The 17528-nt window shown below is 60.3% G+C and carries 15 protein-coding genes; 6 read left to right on the top strand and 9 right to left on the bottom strand.

The features are described 5' to 3' along the window. Window positions 1-55: 55 nt before the first annotated feature. The 3 genes from Q1B27_RS02030 to Q1B27_RS02020 form a co-directional block, all read right to left on the bottom strand. Window positions 56-2410: a TRAP transporter large permease subunit gene (locus Q1B27_RS02030; protein WP_299842863.1), complete on the bottom strand. Its 2355-nt coding sequence runs from the start codon at window positions 2408-2410 to the stop codon at window positions 56-58. Between the two features lie 14 nt (window positions 2411-2424). Next, a complete protein-coding gene (locus tag Q1B27_RS02025; RefSeq protein ID WP_299842860.1) occupies window positions 2425-3315 on the bottom strand; it encodes a TRAP transporter small permease subunit in 891 nt (296 codons plus the stop codon). A gap of 108 nt (window positions 3316-3423) precedes the next feature. Next, window positions 3424-4509: a TRAP transporter substrate-binding protein gene (locus tag Q1B27_RS02020; protein WP_299842857.1), complete on the bottom strand. Its 1086-nt coding sequence runs from the start codon at window positions 4507-4509 to the stop codon at window positions 3424-3426. Between the two features lie 227 nt (window positions 4510-4736). On the opposite strand from Q1B27_RS02020, the gene Q1B27_RS02015 reads away from it, so the two are divergent. Both Q1B27_RS02015 and Q1B27_RS02010 read left to right on the top strand, forming a co-directional pair. Beyond that, window positions 4737-6164, top strand: a complete 1428-nt coding sequence (locus Q1B27_RS02015; protein ID WP_299842854.1) for a cache domain-containing protein — start codon at window positions 4737-4739, stop codon at window positions 6162-6164. Continuing rightward, window positions 6161-6835, top strand: a complete 675-nt coding sequence (locus tag Q1B27_RS02010; RefSeq protein WP_299842851.1) for a response regulator transcription factor — start codon at window positions 6161-6163, stop codon at window positions 6833-6835. Before Q1B27_RS02015 ends, Q1B27_RS02010 begins: the two co-directional genes overlap by 4 nt. Window positions 6836-6923: 88 nt before the next feature. On the opposite strand, the gene Q1B27_RS02005 is transcribed toward Q1B27_RS02010, so the two are convergent. After that, window positions 6924-8096: an epoxide hydrolase family protein gene (locus Q1B27_RS02005; protein ID WP_299842848.1), complete on the bottom strand. Its 1173-nt coding sequence runs from the start codon at window positions 8094-8096 to the stop codon at window positions 6924-6926. A 152-nt stretch (window positions 8097-8248) separates the two neighbouring features. Further along, the gene (locus tag Q1B27_RS02000) at window positions 8249-9712 is read right to left on the bottom strand and encodes a PLP-dependent aminotransferase family protein (RefSeq protein WP_299842845.1); all 1464 of its coding nucleotides are present in this window, start codon (window positions 9710-9712) and stop codon (window positions 8249-8251) included. A gap of 174 nt (window positions 9713-9886) precedes the next feature. On the opposite strand from Q1B27_RS02000, the gene Q1B27_RS01995 reads away from it, so the two are divergent. The 4 genes from Q1B27_RS01995 to Q1B27_RS01980 all read left to right on the top strand — a co-directional run bounded on the left by Q1B27_RS01995 (window position 9887) and on the right by Q1B27_RS01980 (window position 13598). Next, window positions 9887-10927 carry a TRAP transporter substrate-binding protein gene (locus tag Q1B27_RS01995; RefSeq protein WP_299842842.1) on the top strand — a complete coding sequence of 347 codons (1041 nt, stop codon included), beginning with the start codon at window positions 9887-9889 and terminating at the stop codon, window positions 10925-10927. A gap of 106 nt (window positions 10928-11033) precedes the next feature. Further along, window positions 11034-12323, top strand: a complete 1290-nt coding sequence (locus Q1B27_RS01990) for a TRAP transporter large permease (RefSeq protein ID WP_299842839.1) — start codon at window positions 11034-11036, stop codon at window positions 12321-12323. A 67-nt stretch (window positions 12324-12390) separates the two neighbouring features. Beyond that, window positions 12391-12948 (top strand): TRAP transporter small permease, encoded by a 558-nt coding sequence (locus tag Q1B27_RS01985; RefSeq protein ID WP_299842836.1) that lies wholly within the window; start codon window positions 12391-12393, stop codon window positions 12946-12948. Window positions 12949-13145: 197 nt separating this feature from the next. After that, window positions 13146-13598 carry a carboxymuconolactone decarboxylase family protein gene (locus tag Q1B27_RS01980; protein ID WP_299842833.1) on the top strand — a complete coding sequence of 151 codons (453 nt, stop codon included), beginning with the start codon at window positions 13146-13148 and terminating at the stop codon, window positions 13596-13598. A gap of 27 nt (window positions 13599-13625) precedes the next feature. Here the strand turns inward: Q1B27_RS01980 and Q1B27_RS01975 are convergent, their stop codons facing one another. From Q1B27_RS01975 to Q1B27_RS01960, 4 genes are all read right to left on the bottom strand, one after another. Next, window positions 13626-14090, bottom strand: coding sequence for an NUDIX domain-containing protein (locus Q1B27_RS01975; RefSeq protein WP_299842830.1), 465 nt, complete (start codon window positions 14088-14090; stop codon window positions 13626-13628). A gap of 266 nt (window positions 14091-14356) precedes the next feature. Next, window positions 14357-15634 (bottom strand): GTPase HflX, encoded by a 1278-nt coding sequence (hflX, locus tag Q1B27_RS01970; protein ID WP_299842827.1) that lies wholly within the window; start codon window positions 15632-15634, stop codon window positions 14357-14359. Continuing rightward, window positions 15631-15870, bottom strand: a complete 240-nt coding sequence (hfq, locus tag Q1B27_RS01965; RefSeq protein ID WP_085800088.1) for an RNA chaperone Hfq — start codon at window positions 15868-15870, stop codon at window positions 15631-15633. Before hfq ends, hflX begins: the two co-directional genes overlap by 4 nt. Before the next feature lie 135 nt (window positions 15871-16005). Next, entirely contained in the window at window positions 16006-17526 is a 1521-nt protein-coding gene (locus Q1B27_RS01960) for a TrkH family potassium uptake protein (protein WP_299842817.1), read from the bottom strand. Between the last annotated feature and the right edge of the window lie 2 nt (window positions 17527-17528).

The raw sequence follows: 17528 nt of genomic DNA, 5'->3' as shown, positions 1-17528 counted from the left end.
CAAAGAAGGGGCGCGCCGCTAAGCACGCCCCTGATATCCTGGCCTGCGTCCCGGGTCAGTTCGGGATCAGCGCCGGCACGATGGTGACAATCGCCGGGAAGAACCACAGGATCGCCAACCCGACCACCTGGATCAACACGAAGGGGAAAACCCCGCGATAGATGTGCCCTGTCGTCACCTCTTTCGGCGCGACCCCTCTTAGGTAGAAGAGCGCAAAGCCGAATGGCGGTGTCAGGAACGAGGTCTGCAGGTTCACCGCGATCATGATCGTGACCCATTTCGGGTCGAAGGTGCCGCCATAGATGACAGGCCCCACGATCGGGATAACGATATAGATGATTTCGAGGAAATCGAGCACGAAGCCCAGCACGAAAAGCACGATCATCACGATCAGGAAGACCTTGAATTCACTGTCGAAGCTTTTCAGGAATTGCTGGATGTAATGCTCACCGCCAAAGCTGATCACCACGAGGTTCAGAAGCTGCGAACCGATGAGAATGGTAAAGACCATCGACGTGACCTTGGCGGTTTCGCGCACGATGGGGGACAGCACGCCCCCGGCAAACAGCACCCAGCACGAAAACAGCAAACCAAAGAGGGCAAAGAGATAGGCCGCCTTGGCCACCGCAAAGGCAACCCAGGTTTCAAAGCCGACATCCGCCACATTGATCCGCAGATCGAAATTTATCCCCATCAGGATCGCCACGATGATGGCAAAGGTGGCATAGATGATCACCTTGCCCGAACGTTCGTCGTCGCGCAGCTTGCGGTAGGCCGCCAGCATGATCGCCCCGCCCGCCCCAAGCGCCGCAGCCGGTGTCGGATTGGTAATCCCACCCAGGATCGACCCCAGAACCGCGATGATCAGCACCAGCGGGGGAAAGACCACGCGGATAAGCTCATTTTCCGCCAGTCGTCCGGCGGCGTGGCTACAGCCATAGAGTGTCATCGCCAGCGGAAAGGCCAGCAAAAGGACAGTGGCCCCCGCGCTGGTAGAAGGCGCAACCAGCAGGATATCCACCAAGAGACCCAGCACAATGCCCAACGCACCGATCAGTAACGGCGCAGGCGTGGCCGACGGCTTGACGCCCCGCGCCACCGCCAGGATCAGACCCAGAAGCAGAAAGATGATCGCAACGCCCGTGCCAATCGGGGCCGCGGCGGCCTCCTTCATGGTCACCAGTTCCGCGATCTCCTCCTCGGACAGCTTGACGCTTTCGGCCACGCCACCGGCATCGTCGATCGCCTGTGCTTCGGCCAAGGCCGTGTCCCAGGCCTCCTGCCCGTGCAGTTCGATCATCGACTGCTTGCATTCTTCCCCGACATTCGTGCGCAACGAGGCCGTCTTGCCCGCATCGGTGAAACTATCGACCACAAGGTTCTGCGATCCGATGATATTGGCCGAACTCAATGCCAGCAGCCCGGCAATAAGCAGTATCGGCACACCTGCAAACCAGGTAAAGGCCTCACCCCGTGTCACCGGTTCGGACGGGTTGTCCGCCAGCTGCACCGACGGCGCCTTGGACGGGTTAAACAACGCATAGCAAAACGCATATCCGGCATAGAGAAGCGCCAGCAGGATGCCGGGCAACAATGCCGCCTGAAAGAGCGTACCGACCGAGACAACCGCCGGAGAACCCAGATAGGTCAGCGCATCGGTGCACCCCACCGCCACAGCACGCGTTTCCTGCGCGGCTGAGTAGAGATCGCCGGCCAGCGTTCCCAGCAGAACGATCACGATTGACGGCGGAATGATCTGCCCCAGCGTGCCTGATGCGGCAATGACCCCGGTGGCGATTTCGGGCGAATAGTTATTGCGCAGCATGGTGGGCAGGCTCAGCAGGCCCATCGTCACCACGGTGGCGCCCACGATACCGGTCGATGCCGCCAGAAAGGCGCCCACAACCACCACCGACACGGCCAGGCCGCCCGGCAGCGGGCCAAAGACGCGCGCCATCGTGGTCAGCAGATCATTGGCGATTTTCGACCGTTCCAGCGTGATGCCCATCATCACGAACATCAGCACCGCCAACAGCGTTTCGATCGACTGACCGGCCAGCACGCGCTCGTTCATCCGGTTGACGATGAAACTGATATTGCGGTCCAGCGCGACCTCCCAGCCCCGCTCAAACACCGGCTGGGCAATCCTCGGCAGGTCAGGATATCGGAATATCGATATCGTTTCCGCCTTGACGCCAGACGCGACCAGCGCGTGATATGCCTCGTTGCCGGTATCAATCGCCTGGTGAATCAGCAGTCCCGCGTCGTCCAGCGCGGCGATGATGCCAAAGGAAACCATCCCGGCCCCGGCAATCGCGAAGGCCACGGGAAAGCCCGAAAGAATGCCGCCGAAGAGGCATAGAAAGACGATGATCAGGCCGATTTCGACGCCATCAAGTCCGAATAACATGTCTCATGAACCCCTTAGTGCGTGCCTTCATAGGCTTCTTCACCTTCGCCAAGGCTATCCTTGTCGAGGTATTTGTTTTCGCTTTCCGGTCCTTCTTTCCACTCCAGATAAGATCGGTAGAAGAACGCGATCGAATGGATGAACACCATCGCGGCGAAGGCGATCAGCAGAATTTTGAACAGGAAGTAGCCGTTGAACCCGTTGGGGCTGAAGCCGATCGTTTCGACATTCCAGCGCACCGCGCGGGCCTTGAGCAGCAGACGGTCCAGTGTATCGCTGGCAGATGGGTTGGGCACGATCAGGTGCCGCCAGAGGAAGAACCAGCCATAAAGCCAGACCAGCACCGCCATCGGCATCATGAACACCAGGCACCCGATCATGTCGACCATTCGCTTGGCTCGGTAGCTGATCGCGGAATAGACCAGATCAACCCGCACATGGCCGCCCTGAACGAAGGTGTAGGTGCAGCAGAGCGCGACAACCAGCGCATTGTAGAACTTCAGTTCCTCGGCCCACCAGCTGATATCAAGTTCCAGCGGGATGCCGAAGCCCAGAACGATGTCCGGCCGGGCAAAGATACGCTGGATAAAGACGATGACGATCTGCTGGATCACCATCAACAGCCCGGCCCAGGCGAAAAAGCGACCGACCGTGTTGGCAAAGCCTTCCAGCACCCGGACGCAGCCCCACATGAACCAGTTTTTCCAAACGCCAATCGCCGTGATGACCAGAAAACCCGTGAAAATCACAAAGAAAAACTGCGCCGACCCACCGTAATAGACAAAGCGCATCAACGCTTCCTTGTCCGACCAGTTCAGCCAGAGTTGCGGATGGGTAATCGCGTAACCGAAATTGAAAAAGGCAAGGCCGATGTTCTGGAAAAACCAGAGGATCGCATCAAGCATGGCACCCCTAATCCCTTGTCGGCGGACATTTTTTGCCCGGCTTTTTGTGTCTCAGGCGGGCCCCGTCCGGAGCCCGCCCGTGTTCGTTATGAAAATCCGGAAAAGGCGTCAGCCGCCCATGATCCGGTCGCGCTGACGGCGATAGGTTTCGGAGGATTTCGAAATCCATTCCGAGGACGACCGCATCGACGCTACATAGTCATCGTAGACCGATTTGAAGAGTTCATCACCCATGAATTCGTCATAGACTTTCTGGCTGGCACCGCCGAACGCATCCCAGACGCTGTCCGGGAATTCCAGAACCTTGATGCCGCCACTCGCCAGACGTTTCAGCGAGTCGGCGTTGTTCATCAGGTACTGGCTCAGGTTCCAGACATTGGCATGACCCGCCGAGATTTCGATCGCGGCCTGCTGGGCCGGGGTCAGGTCGTTGAAGACATCCAGGTTCACCGCAACCGAAAGACCGGCCGACGGCTCGTGGAACCCGGCGGTGTAGTAGAACTTGGCAATCTCCTGGAAACCGACCTTCTCGTCCGACCAGGGGCCAACCCATTCGGTTCCGTCAATCGCACCCGACGCCAGCGCCTGATAGATCTCACCGCCCGGCAGGTTCTGCACGGACACGCCAAGATTGCCAAGCGCTTTGCCACCCAGACCGGGCATACGGAATTTCAGGCCCTGCAGGTCTTCGGGGCTATTGATTTCCTTGTTGAACCAGCCGCCGGCCTGCGCCCCGGTGTTCCCCGCAAGGAAGGATTTCAGGCCGAAGATTTCACCCAGTTCGTGGTGACGCTCCATGCCGCCGCCATGATAATACCAGTTGTTCTGCTCGGTCGCAGTCATGCCAAAAGGCACACCGGTAAAGAAGGCGAAAGCCGGGTGCTGGTTGACAAAATAATAGTCGGCGGCGTGATACATGTCGGCCTGACCGGCGGTCACCGCATCGAAGCTTTCGAACGCCCCTACCAGTTCACCGGCATGTTTCACATCAATGGTCAGTGCGCCGTCCGAAATGGCGTTGATATTCGCAGCCGTTTTGTCAGCCGCATCCGCCAGGCCGGCAAAACCGCGCGGCCAGGATGTCACCATGGTCAGCGTCCGGTTGCCCTGTGCATAAGCCGGTGCCGCCAGTGCGGTTGCCGCCGCGGCCGAGCCGCCCAGAGCCGAGTTTTTCAGAAAAGAACGACGATCCATATGGTAATACCTCCCGAGTAGTTGAAAGCGCACCGTTCCCTCTCGGGGTCGGTACGCGGATCGTTGCAAGTGGCGTCACCCTAGCGTGGCCTTGGGGGCTTGGAAATACCGAGTACTGCGTAGAAATCGCGCCTGCGGTAAAGAGAATTTACCAATTTCCCCATGAAACCCGCAAATTCTGGGGGGGCACTCTGGGAATCACCAATGATTCGACGTAACGATTCGCCATGCGACGCTTGCGCGATCACCTCTGGCAGAACTACGGGCAGAAGTTATTCCTGACTGCCACGCTGCCGCTCATCCTGGCGGCGGTCGTGATCTCGGTGCTTGTCACGCTTGAGGCAAGGCAGCTGGCCGAACGCGAAATCCGCAATCTTGAACAACAGCTGATCGCCGCCAAACGGGCAGAGCTGAAAAACTACCTATCGATCGCGCGCAACGCATTCTTCAACATCTACGGTCGCGCGGCCCCCGATGACGAAGCGGCCAAGCTGCTGGTTACACAGATTCTATCCGCCATGCTCTATGGTCGGGATGGCTATTTCTTTGTCTATGATTACGACGGCAACAACCTCGTCAGCCCGCGCCAGACCAAACTCATCGGCAATAACTGGACCGGGCGGACTGATCCCAATGGCACGGCCATCACCGACGAGTTGATCCGCCTGGCGCGGTCGGGCGGCGGCTATCACGCTTACGATTCCGTCAAACCCAGCACCGGCGAAGCCGCCCGCATGGTCACCTACGTGATCGGGTTGCAGGATTGGCGGTGGGCCGTCGGCACCGGCGTGTTCATCGACGATGTTCTGGCCACCGTCGCGGCCTCGCGGGCCGAGGTTGAAACCCGCATTCGCCAGACCTTCCTCTATATCGGTGCCACTACGCTGGCCACGCTGCTGCTGGTCTTTGGTTCGGGCCTTTTCATCACCATGCGCGAACGCCGTTTGGCCGATGCCAAGCTCAAGAAGCTGACCCAGCGGGTTTTCGACGCCCAGGAGGAGGAACGCGGTCGTGTCGCCCGTGAACTGCATGACGGCATCAGCCAGATCCTCGTCGGGGTGCGATACGCGCTTGATACCGCCCGGCGGCGGCTGGCCTCAGGCGACATGCGCGCCGCCGACACACTCGACAGCGGCATCGACCACCTTTCCGGCGCGATTCAGGAGGTGCGCCGCATTAGCCGCGATCTGCGCCCCGGTGTGCTGGATGATCTGGGCCTCGGCCCTGCCCTCAAGGCCCTGACAGAAGATTTCGGCAAACGCACCGGGATCGAGACGGAATTTGACACGGTGGTCTTTCGCAACCGGCTGGATGACGACGCCAAGATCGCGCTTTACCGCGTCGCGCAAGAGGCGCTGACCAATGTCGAACGCCATTCCGGCGCCACCCGGCTCAGCATCGACCTGCGCGGCCATGCCAGGGGCGCCACCCTGCGGATCGCCGATAATGGCGGCGGGCTGGATCAGTCTAAGACCAACAATACGCCCTCGTCCGGCCTGGGACTGCGCAATATGCAGGAACGTATTGAACAGCTCGAAGGCAACCTGCGCATTCTCTCCAGCAAGACCGGCACGGTGATCGAGGCGACAGTCCCCCTCAGCCACCTGTTACCCCCCGAACAAGCCACCACGCCCGAGACAAAGGCCAGCGCATGACATCCCCTGATGACACCCCGACCCCCGATCACGCCCGTATCCGGGTTGTGATTGTCGATGATCACCCGATGGTCGCCGAAGGCATCCAGTCCATCCTCGAAAGCTATGATGATGTGCAGGTGATCGCCACGCTGGCCGATGGTCAGCAGATCATTGATCAGGTCGAGGCGCTGCAACCGGATGTCATCCTGCTTGACCTGAACATGCCCGGTATCGGCGGCCTGACAGCGACCGAAATCATTCTGGAACGCCGCCCCGAGACCCGCATCCTGATCCTCAGCATGCATGACAGCCCCGAATACATCTCCTCGGCGCTCAGCCACGGCGCGATGGGCTATGTGCTCAAGGACGTGCCCACCGACAAGATCAAGAACGCGATTGATGCGGTCATGGCCGGGCAACGGTATCTTTGCACCGGCGCGCAAGAATCGCTGGAACCGTTCGACAGCACCGACCGCGAACAGTTGACCAACCGCGAACAGACCATCCTGCTGCAACTGGCGCAGGGCAAATCCAACAAGGACGTCGCGCATGACCTGGATATCTCGGTCCGTACGGTCGAAACGCACCGCAAGAATATCAAACGCAAACTGGGCATTTCCTCTACCGCCGGCCTGACCCGCTATGCGATGGAACATGGCGTGTTGCAGGGCACCGGCGTGCAGCTCTGAACCGCCTCTCAGACCTGGTGTCGTAAAGGCCCGGCCCCGTTTCCGGCTACCTTGAAAATGCACTCGGGCCCGGGACCCGGACGTTGCGTCAGGCGCGCAGCGTGCGGGCAAACGCGCGGATATCTTCCAGCAACATCTCCGGTTCTTCCATCGCCGCGAAATGGCCCCCGCGCGGCATCTCGGTCCAGTGCCGGATATTGTAGATCCGCTCGGCATAGGATCGTGGCGGCCAGTTGAGCATCTCGGCCGGGAACACCGCGCAGCCGGTGGGCACCTCGACACGGTTACCCTCGGGCGACAGGATGCGCCCCCCCTCCTCGCGGCGGCCATAATAGATCCACGAAGCGCTATTGAAGGTCCGCGTGGTGATGTAGATCATGATATTGGTCAGCAGCTCATCCCTGGAATGCGCCTCTTCGATGCCGCCCACGGGCACGTCCGACCAGTCATGGAATTTTTCGATCAGCCAGGCGGCGATGCCCACAGGGCTGTCCATCATGGCATAGCTCAGGGTCTGGGGCCGCGTCGCCTGCTGCGTGCGATAGCCGTTTTGCATGATCTGATCGTGGTCAAACTGCGCCGCCCAGGCTTCCTCCTCGGGCGTTTGTGGCCCGTCCGGGTGGCGCATGGTCAACACGTTGATGTGGATGGCGGCGCAGGCTGGCGCATGATCATAGCCCAGCCAGGAACAGATCGCGCCACCCCAGTCCCCGCCCTGTGCCAGATACCCCTCAAAGCCCAAGGCGTCGGTCATCAGGGAGTTGATGACCGACGCCATTTTCCGCGGCCCGTAAGGACGCGGGGGCCGTCCGGAAAATGCGAAACCGGGCAGTGAAGGCGCGATCACGGTAAACGCGTCACGGACATCACCGCCAAACCGCTCGGGATGTGCCAGCGGTTCGATCAGATCGAAAAACTCGGCCACCGATCCCGGCCACCCGTGGCTGATCATCAGGGGCATCGGATCAGGCCCGCTGCCCTCTTCGTGGATGAAATGCATGTCAATCCCGTCGACCGGTGCCTTGAAATGCGAAAAACTGTTGATCCGCGCCTCCTGGGCGCGCCAGTCGAAACCATCGACCCAATAGGCACAAAGTGATCTCAGGTAGTCGATATTGGTGCCATAGTCCCAGCCCCCATCGTCGGGCATCTCGTGCCAGGGATAGGCGGCAACCCGGCTCAGAATGCTGTCCAGAACGTCATCGGGGACGTGGAAACGGAATGGCGTCACATTCGGGTTGGTGTCGATACGGTCTTTCAAATCGCCGGTTCCCTGAAGTCGACTGCAGACGCCGCGCGGCGTGGTGGCTGGGGGATTCCCCGGCTTTCAGATAACTGGAATTCTTCAAACCCCGCGAGAGACAGGTAAGGCATTTCGAAGGGACAGATGCCTTCGGCCCTGCCCCGGCGCTGTCACAACATCGACCGAACCTCCTTGGCAATCACCCTGACGCCATCTTCAAGATTGGACACCGGCACATAGGCAAATCCAAGCCTGAAACTCCGGCTGTCATTATAGTTCAGGTAATAATCCTGCCCCCGGTCCACCAATACCCCCCGCGCGCGCAGGCGCACCGCCAGTTCCGACGCATCAAACCCCTCGGGCCCGGTCAGCCAGAACGACGTACCGCCCTCGGATTGCGTCCGTTCCAGCATGTGAAGGTGTTTCGAAAGCGCGGCATCCATGGCGTGCCAGCGTTTCTGGTACCGCCGCTCGATATTACGCAGATGGGCATCGTAATGGCCCAGCTGGAAAAACAGCGCGACGATCTCCTGCACAATGGTGGGCGGATGGCGCATCATCACGCCCCGGGCAATGCGCGCCTCGCGGATGATGTCGCGATGGGCGACGATAAAGCCCAGCCGGATGCCCGGCGAGACGGTCTTTGACAGGCTGCCCACATAAATCACCCGTCCGGTCTTATCCATCGACATCATCGACGGGGACGATTTGGCGACATAGTTCATCTCGGCCTCGTAATCATCCTCAATGATCAGGAAATCCTTGGCAGTGGCAGCCTCAAGCAATTCCTCGCGGCGCTGCTGGCTCATCGTCACCATTGTCGGGAACTGGTGGCTGGGGGTGGTAAAGACCAGTTGGCACGCGGCCGGGATCGCCGAGGGTATGATACCGTCGCCGTCAATCGGCACCCCGATCAGCTCACTGCCAGCCAGACGAAAAGCATTGCGCGCGCCGAAAAAACCGGGGTCTTCAAGCGCCACGGGCTTGCCTGAACCGGCAAAGATCGTGCCAAGTATAAACAGCGCATTCTGCGATCCCAGCGTGATCAGGATCTCGTCATCCTCCGCATAGATCCCGCGCGTGTTCAGCAGGCGTTGCCGCAATTGCCGGACAAGTTGCGGGCTGTCGCTTTCGACTGAATCATTGGCCCAGGCTGGCATTTTCTTGCGGCCCAGCGCCTGCCGCGTGCATTCGCGCCAGCCATCCACCGGGAACAGGTCCGGGTCGATCTGATTGTAAATGAACGGATAGGGATAGGCGTTCCAATCCAGCGGATTGACCACTGGCATAAGGTCGTTTTTGGCAAAGCTGACCGGGCAAGGGACAATTTCGCGCACGGCCCCTGCGCTATCCTGTTGCGGCGCCTTTACGCTGGCCATCTGCGGATTGACGAAATAGCCGGAACGGTCGCGCGACACCAGGAAATCCAGGTCCACCAACCGGTTATAGGCCGCAAAAACCGTGTTCCGGGACACGCCGAACTGATCCGCCAATTCCCGGCACGATGGCAACGGCCGGTCATAGGCCAGCGATTCCGACATGATGGCAGCGCTCACCACCTCGCAAATCTGATCGCGCAGACTCAGGCTTGAGGTTTCAGGCAGCTTCAGAAAGCGTGGCGTGGTCGAACTCAACTGGGCCTCCCATACGGTGCGCTGATCGGGCCGGCAAATCCTACCGGGATCGGGATCAGGGTGTCAGATGCAAACCTATCTGTCCCTATCTTTCAAGTCATCTGTCACTTTCACTGGCCAAAGGTGCGGTGAAAGATATGGCCAAGCAAAACAATTCAACGGGAGACGAGATCAATGAGGATGAATTCCATTTGCAAAGCGCTCTGCATTGCATCGGTCACGGCATTGTTTGCGCAATCCGCGGCCGCCGAAAAAGTGCTGAAACTGGGGACTGTCGGCTTTCTGGGAATGCCGATTGGCGATGCCATTGATCAGGCGCTGATCCCGACACTCGAAGAGGTGTCCGGCGGCAAGATGACGATCGAGCCGCATTACCGAAAATCACTGTGCAGCGAGCAATCCTGCGGCGAGCAGGCCAATCAGGGCCTACTGGCATTGTGGACCAGCTCAACCGCGAATTTCGGCAATTTCGGCACGGCGCTGGCGATTTTCGATCTGCCCTATATCTTCAAGAGCATCGAGGATGCAGATCGTATTTCGACCGAATGGCTGGCCAAGAAGCAATGCAACATCGCCGCCGAAGAGGCCGGGCATATTTGCCTGACGGTCTATTCAAGCGGGGGTTTCCGGCAACTGGGCAATGCCCACGGCCCGGTGCATGTGCCCTCGGATATGGAAGGCGTCAAATGGCGCGTCACCAAAAGCCCGATTGAATATACGCTGGTCAAGAACTGGGGCGCGGTGCCGGTGCCCTATGACTGGTCGCAGCTATACCAGGGCCTGCAAACCGGCGTTGTGTCAGGTCAGTATGTTGCCACCCCCTGGCAGCATGTCGCGAAACTGCACGAGGTCGCGAAATACTTCACGGAAATCGGCGGCTCGTGGTCTGGCAACCAGCTCTCGATGGACAAGCGCCAGTATGATGCGCTGAGCGACGAGGAAAAGGCGTGGCTGCACGAAGCGGCGCAAGCCTTTGGCCAGAAGGTGCAGGAACTTGACCGCGCCTGGGTCGAAGCCGGTGAAACCGCCATCAAGGCCGAGATCACCGAATGGTACGTGCCAACCGAGGAAGAGCTGGTGCAATGGCGCGCCGGTGCGATCGACGCCTGGCTCAACGCCAAGGGCAGCTTTGATCCCGAAACCGCCCGCCGCGTCCTCGAAGAGCAGGGCATGACCGGCTTCATCGCCCAGCTCGAGGAAGCTGGCGCGCTGTAACCTTCGGCGATAACCTTGTCCAGACGGTGGCGCGGACCAATGTCGCGCCACCTTTTTATATCCGCGCCCGATAGCTGATTTCGACGATAAATAGGACCGCCCCTTTATGGAAAGTGTTGTGCTGCTGATCATCCTGGTGCTGCTGATCCTGTTGGGCGCCCCGGTTGGATTCACAATGATCCTGATCCCGGTGGTCTACATCCTGATCACCGATGCCGCCCCGATGATCCTGATCCCCAGCCAGATGTTCAGCGCCATCGACTCGGTCCCGCTGACCGCGATCCCGTTCTTCATGCTGACCGGAGAGCTGATGACCAGCGCCACCATCACCGACAGGCTGGTAGAGCTGAGCCAGCGCCTGATCGGCCGGATGCGCGGCAGCATGGCGCAGGCAAACGTGCTGGTCAGCATGTTCTTTGCCGGGATGAACGGCTCGGTCGTGGCCGATACGGCAACCGTGGGATCGCTGCTGGTACCGGCGATGAAAAAGGCGGGCTACCCCCCGGCCTTTGCCGCCGCGATCACAGCGGTCAGTTCCACCATCGGCGGCATCATCCCGCCCTCGATCATGATGATCGTGCTGGCCAATGCGGGCGGCATTTCGGTGGGCGCGCTGTTCGCCGGTGGTATCGTGCCCGGCATCATGATCGGCATCCTGCTGATGATCATCAACTACGTCATCGCCCGCCGTAATAATTTCGAGCGGAGTGAAGAGCCGTTCAGCCTCAAGGTCATCATGATCGTCGGCTATAAATCCTCATTCGCCCTGCTCATTCCCATCGTCCTCGTGGGGTCGGTCGTCTTTGGCATCGCCGGCGTGGTCGAAGCCGGCGCGCTGACCGCAACCATCGCGCTCTTCGTCGGGCTTTTCATCTACCGCACGATCACCTGGTCCAACTGCAAGGGCGCCTTCGTGCGCGCCTTCCGAAACTCGGCCATGGTGTTCATCATCATCGCCGCCTCGGGGCCGTTCAGCTGGCTGCTGACATCGCTGGGCGCAATCGGCCAGCTTGAGGCATGGCTGCTGAGCTATACCTATAACCCACTGCTCTTTGCGCTGGTGCTGGTCCTGTTCATCTGCCTGCTGGGCATGGTGATGGATTCAGCCGCCAATATCATCGTCGCGGGGCCGGTGCTTGTCGATGTCATGGTCAAGGCAGGCTACCCTGATGTGCAGGCCGCGCTGGTCGTGGTGGTCGGCTTTCTGATCGGCTCCGTCACCCCTCCGGTCGGCGTCGCCTTCTTTACCGCAGGCGCCATCGCCAATGTCCGCCTGGAAAAGGTGGCCGTCGCCATGCTGCCCTACCTGGTCGCCCTTTTTGCGCTGCTCTTCGTGCTGATCGTCGTGCCGGACATCACCATGTTCCTGCCCCGCCTCTTCGGGTTCTCGAATTGATGCGCGCCGTGTTCACATATGCCAGCCCACACCGCAGGCCGACACCCTGTAACCAAAGGGCCCTCCAATGCTAGCCACGATCAAGCTCATCGACAGCCTTGTCAAAAAGACGCTCACGGCGTTCTGCGCCGTCTTGCTGCTGCTCATGGTGGCCTTCACGGTCTATTCGGTCGTCATGCGCTATGTGTTTGAAAATCCACCCGTCTGGGGCGACCTCCTGACCGTGCTCAGCAATATCTGGCTGGTCTTTTTCGCCCTCGCCCTGACCGTGCGCGACAAGGATCACATCGCGCTGGACCTGATCTATTCCTGGCTGCCGCTCAAGGCCGCCTTCGCGGTTCAGCAATTCTGGTCGCTGATCATCTTTGGTCTGGGCCTGATCATGATCATCTACGGGATGGAAGCGGTCTCGACGATGGGCGGCAAATACTGGGAGATGTGGTATTTCGCGTGGGAAGACGGCCAGTTTGTCTTCAAGCCGAACTACATGCCCAAGAAATATGCCATCGCGATTGTGCCCATCTCGGGCCTGCTGGTCAGCATTGCCGCGCTGGCGTCGATCATCGAAGACAGCCTGCGCCTGAAGGCAGGCACATATCAACAGGCCAAAGACCTGGATATTTAACCCCCGAAACCGATTGAACCTGATGCAGATTCGGGGCCAGTGTGGCCGCACTAACTCCGCTATCGAAAAGTGGTCGGTTTCGGGCCCGATGACGCAACGACCTTGCCCTGCCAACCATTCCAGATGGCCACCCTTTGGCCCCTTGCCAGCCGGCTCCAAAACAGGCCCTCATGGCACCGCATAAACAGGAACAGGACATGATCGAACGCCTAGATTACGTGGCCATCAACGGCCCAGCCATCGCCAGAATGGCCAAGGCCAAGAACGACATTACCTCGATCGGACAAAGGCTTACGGCGGTAATCGAATTGCGCGTATCGCAGATCAACGGATGCGCCTATTGCGTTGATCTTCACACGACAGAGGCAAGAAAGGCCGGCGAAACACAGCAAAGGCTTGATTGCCTTACAGTCTGGCGAGAGGTGCCGTTCTTCGACGCCGCCGAAAAAGCCGCGCTGGCATGGGCCGAAGCGATCACATCGATATCCGTCAACGGCGCGCCACACCCCTTGTTCGACGCGCTAAAGAGGCATTTTTCCGATGCGGAAATCGTGGATCTGACCCTGATCATATCGCAGATGAATGCCTGGAACAGGCTGGCCATCAGCTTCGGACATCTGCCCGAGCACAGGGCGGAAGAAGGTCAGTAAAGCACTTTTTTCGCGCCCGGTTGTCGCTCATCCCATGTCAACCTGCAAATGATCGCTCGGGCGTCGCCGGATAAACTCGTCCTCGATCCAGCGCAGAACCCGCCTCTGGCCGCCAAATGAAACCATCTGCGCCGCGTCCTCGAACCCGACCCAGCGAAAATCGCTGTGTTCTGCGTTCAGTGTGACCGGCGCGGCGCGATCAACGAAGGCCACGAAGACCGGCGCAATCGTTATCGTATCAGTCGCGGCGGTATAAAACTGCTCGCAGGTATCCGCTGAATAAAGCGCGCGTGGCGTCAGGCCGGTTTCCTCGGAAAGCTCGCGCAGGGCCGCCTGCCACGCCGTCTCGCCGTCTTCCAGACTGCCCGCGATCTGGCACCATGTACCGGCCAGCGATTGCGACCGCTTCAGCAGCAAAACCTCATAGCCCGCCCCGACTTCGCGCAAAGCGACCAGCGAAACCAGCGACGCGCGTATGGCAATATCCGGCATCATGTCCCTCCTGTGCCCGGCATTCCGGAAAGGCGCAGCACTAGACGATACCCGCCCCCGCGCCAAGCCCTGCGGCCCGCGTCAGCGTGATGAAGCCCCAGCACCAAGCAACAATCCGTATCTTGCGAAAATTCACCGTCCGCACCGTTAACCCCGCTCTTTGCGGTGCAAAATACCGACGCAATACCGACGTTATACCGACGTGATACAGCCCGGCGTTTTTCCTTGTTAACCAACGGGTTGAGGGCGATTCGGGTGGGCGTTCGCTAGAGCTGGCGAAACTGCGCCTCCTGCCGGGCATTCCAGCGCACCGTCAAGTCAAAGCCATCCTCGCCCTGCGCTTCACCTTCCACCAGCCCGCGTTCGAACAGCCAAGCGCGTTTGCGACCCTCATTGAACCCCAGCGACAAGACCGCCTCGACCATGTCGCCCGCCAACGCCTCGGTGATGCCGGCAACAAGCGCGTCCATTCCTTCCCCGGTGATGGCCGACAGCGCCATCACGCCGTCGGTCCGCGCGGCCTGCGTCAGGACAGCGTTCAGCGCGTCTCCCTCCAGCCGGTCGATCTTGTTCCAGACCTCGATCTGCGGCGTCTCCTTGGCCACGCCAAGGCTCTCCATGATGGCGCGCACATCCTCGGCCTGCTCGGTGCTTTCCGGGTGCGAGATATCGCGCACATGCACCACCAAATCCGCAGCCAGCACCTCCTCCAGCGTGGCGCGAAAGGCGGCGACCAGCTCGGTCGGCAGATCGCTGATGAACCCCACCGTGTCCGACAGGATGATCTCGGGGCCGGCATCCGGCAATTCGATCCGCCGCATGGTCGGGTCAAGCGTGGCAAAAAGCATGTCCTTGGCCATCACTTCGGCCCCGGTCATCCTGTTGAAAAGTGTGGATTTTCCTGCGTTGGTATAGCCCACCAGCGCCACGATGGGAAACGGCACCTTGGCACGCGCGGCACGGTGCAGCGTGCGGGTCTTGACCACCTTTTCAAGTTGTCGACGCAGCCGCACAAGCTGTTCGTCAATCGCCCGCCGGTCGGCCTCGATCTGGGTCTCGCCGGGACCGCCGACAAAACCAAGTCCGCCGCGCTGGCGTTCTAGGTGGGTCCAGGCCCGCACCAGCCGGGTGCGCTGATAGGAAAGCGCGGCCATCTCGACCTGCAACACCCCCTCGCGGGTGGCGGCACGGTCGCTGAAAATCTCCAGGATCAGCCCGGTGCGATCCAGCAGTTTCAACCCCCAGGCTTTTTCCAGATTTCGCTGCTGCACGGGCGTCACAGGCCCGTCGATCAGCACCAGCTCGATCTCTTCGGCCTCGAAAAGCGCCTTCAGCTCCTCGATCTTGCCCTTGCCGAACAGCATACCGGGATGGGCCCTGGGCAGGCGCACAAGTGCGTCCCCCACCACCTCCAGCTCGGGCAGCGCATGGGCAAGCGATATCGCCTCTTCCAGCGCCAGCTGGGGATCACGTGGTCCCTGGGATGTCTTGATGTCAGGATGCAGAACCCAGGCCCGGGTCGCCTCCCGCGCGGTCTCGGTCAACTGGCGTCTTCACCATCGTAAAGGTTCACCGGCTGCGATGGCATGATGGTGCTGACCGCATGCTTGTAGACAAGCTGCGATTGCCCATCCCGGCGCAGCAGGATGCAGAAATTGTCAAACCAGGTGATCACACCCTGCAGCTTGACTCCGTTGATCAGGAATACGGTGACCGGGATCTTGGTCTTTCGTACCTGGTTCAGAAATGCGTCTTGCAAATTTTGTCTGTCAGCAGCCATTAAACCTCAAAGCCTTTGTTCTTGCGCGCGCCGCGGACCGGCACAGGTCTTTCCCGTCGCGTGAGTATGAAGTGCCCATGCGCAGGTTTCCACCCTAAAATTCATCTTTGCGCGGGGGATGCAAGCCCCTGCCTGTCAATCGCGCCACAATCCGGGGTTGAAAAGCGCGATGATCGCCAGTGTTTCCAGGCGTCCCAGCACCATCGCCGCCGACATGACCAGCTTGGCGGGGGTGCTCAATTGTAGCAGGTTTATCGGATCTTCAGCGGCCACTTGTGTCAGCGGTCCGGTGGTGGAAATCGTGGCGATGGCCAGAACGATCGCCTCCTGGAAATCGGCACCTAGCAAGGCCAGTGCGACCGTGACCAGCGCCACCGACAAGGCAAAAAGCATGAAGAATATCCAGGCGATGAACGCCCCCTGCCGCCGGATGCGCCGCCCGCCCGCACTGGACCGACCTACCGATGAGGGGTGCACAAGCCGTTCCATCTCGCGTCGACCATTGAGGTACAGCGCATAAACCCGCAGCAGCTTCACCCCGCCCGCCGTGGTTGCGACACCGCCACCCACCAGCGACAGGCCCAGCAAAATAAGGCCCGGCGTGCCAAGCCCAGACCAATTGCGCGACACTTCCCAATCTGCGCTTTCAAACCCGGTGGTCGACAGGAAAGACAGCACCGTGAAAATTCCGCCCCAAAGCGCCCTCAGCGCCACCTGCACATCGGGGACCTGGTTCACATCCGCCGCGCCCAGCCAGTGACGTCCGAAAAGCAGCAACGGCACCCCCAGGACCAACAGCATCCCGATGCGAAATTCGGGGTCATTGTTCAGCCCGGGCCGCGCGGTGGTGATGGTGTCGGACGAAAATGTCAGCCGCGACAGGGCGAACAGCATGAAGAGGAAAATCACCATTTCGCCGGTCATCCCCGAGGTGCCATTCTGCACCCCGTTGATGGGCGATATTCCGCTGGTGGCCAGCGTCGACATGGCATGGATCAGCGCAACCATCGGTCGGTCCCCCCCGATCAGCAGCAAGAGCCACAGCGCCCCGGTCAGCCCGATATAGATCGGCGCCAGTTGCAGGGTAATCAGCTGGATGCGCCGGGCCGCGGTGGCCCGTTCAAACCGGCCAGTCGCGTCCGCCCCCTGCCCCGGTTCGGCCGTGGCCGTTACCTCGAACCCGCCCAGGTTCAGCGGTGCCAGAACCGCCGAGGCACTAACCCAGATCAGCAGCCCCCCCGCCCAGCCGACCATGCCGCGCCACAGATGCAGCGTGTCCCCCAGCCGCCGCGGGTCCTCGAACAGCGTGGCCCCGGTGGTGGTGACGCAGGACACCATCTCGGTATAGGCATTGAGAAAACTTGTGGTCTCCAACCCCTCGTAGAACGGCACCGCCAGGAACAGCGGCAAGGCAGAGAACGCCATGAAAAGCGAAAGAAGGTTCTGCAAATCGCTCGGGCCGGCCCGCTGGCGCCCCGACATCGCCAACCCCACGACCATCACCAGCGCCATGCCCAGAATGCCCGAATAAGCAAAACTGCGCGATACACTGTGATCCTCGTTGACCAGCGCATGCAGCGCCGGGATAAACATCGCAAGCGCCGCGATGCCGGTCAGAACCAGGATCAGGGGGAATGTCAGGATCCGCGCGATCATCG

This window comes from uncultured Roseovarius sp. (assembly GCF_947489715.1).
In the GTDB taxonomy this organism is placed as follows: domain Bacteria; phylum Pseudomonadota; class Alphaproteobacteria; order Rhodobacterales; family Rhodobacteraceae; genus Roseovarius.
The sequence above is the reverse complement of the archived record's forward strand: the minus strand, read 5'-3'. Positions and strand labels throughout refer to the sequence as shown.

What these genes read in the sequence shown, in the direction of transcription:
- Q1B27_RS02020 (WP_299842857.1), bottom strand. Translation starts at nt 4,509, where the DNA reads ATGGATCGTCGTTCTTTTCTGAAAAACTCGGCTCTGGGCGGCTCGGCC.
- Q1B27_RS01990 (WP_299842839.1), top strand. Translation starts at nt 11,034, where the DNA reads ATGGAAAGTGTTGTGCTGCTGATCATCCTGGTGCTGCTGATCCTGTTG.
- Q1B27_RS02010 (WP_299842851.1), top strand. Translation starts at nt 6,161, where the DNA reads ATGACATCCCCTGATGACACCCCGACCCCCGATCACGCCCGTATCCGG.
- Q1B27_RS01985 (WP_299842836.1), top strand. Translation starts at nt 12,391, where the DNA reads ATGCTAGCCACGATCAAGCTCATCGACAGCCTTGTCAAAAAGACGCTC.
- Q1B27_RS02030 (WP_299842863.1), bottom strand. Translation starts at nt 2,410, where the DNA reads ATGTTATTCGGACTTGATGGCGTCGAAATCGGCCTGATCATCGTCTTT.
- Q1B27_RS01980 (WP_299842833.1), top strand. Translation starts at nt 13,146, where the DNA reads ATGATCGAACGCCTAGATTACGTGGCCATCAACGGCCCAGCCATCGCC.
- Q1B27_RS01995 (WP_299842842.1), top strand. Translation starts at nt 9,887, where the DNA reads ATGAGGATGAATTCCATTTGCAAAGCGCTCTGCATTGCATCGGTCACG.
- Q1B27_RS02015 (WP_299842854.1), top strand. Translation starts at nt 4,737, where the DNA reads ATGCGACGCTTGCGCGATCACCTCTGGCAGAACTACGGGCAGAAGTTA.
- hfq (WP_085800088.1), bottom strand. Translation starts at nt 15,870, where the DNA reads ATGGCTGCTGACAGACAAAATTTGCAAGACGCATTTCTGAACCAGGTA.
- Q1B27_RS01975 (WP_299842830.1), bottom strand. Translation starts at nt 14,090, where the DNA reads ATGCCGGATATTGCCATACGCGCGTCGCTGGTTTCGCTGGTCGCTTTG.
- Q1B27_RS02025 (WP_299842860.1), bottom strand. Translation starts at nt 3,315, where the DNA reads ATGCTTGATGCGATCCTCTGGTTTTTCCAGAACATCGGCCTTGCCTTT.
- Q1B27_RS01960 (WP_299842817.1), bottom strand. Translation starts at nt 17,526, where the DNA reads ATGATCGCGCGGATCCTGACATTCCCCCTGATCCTGGTTCTGACCGGC.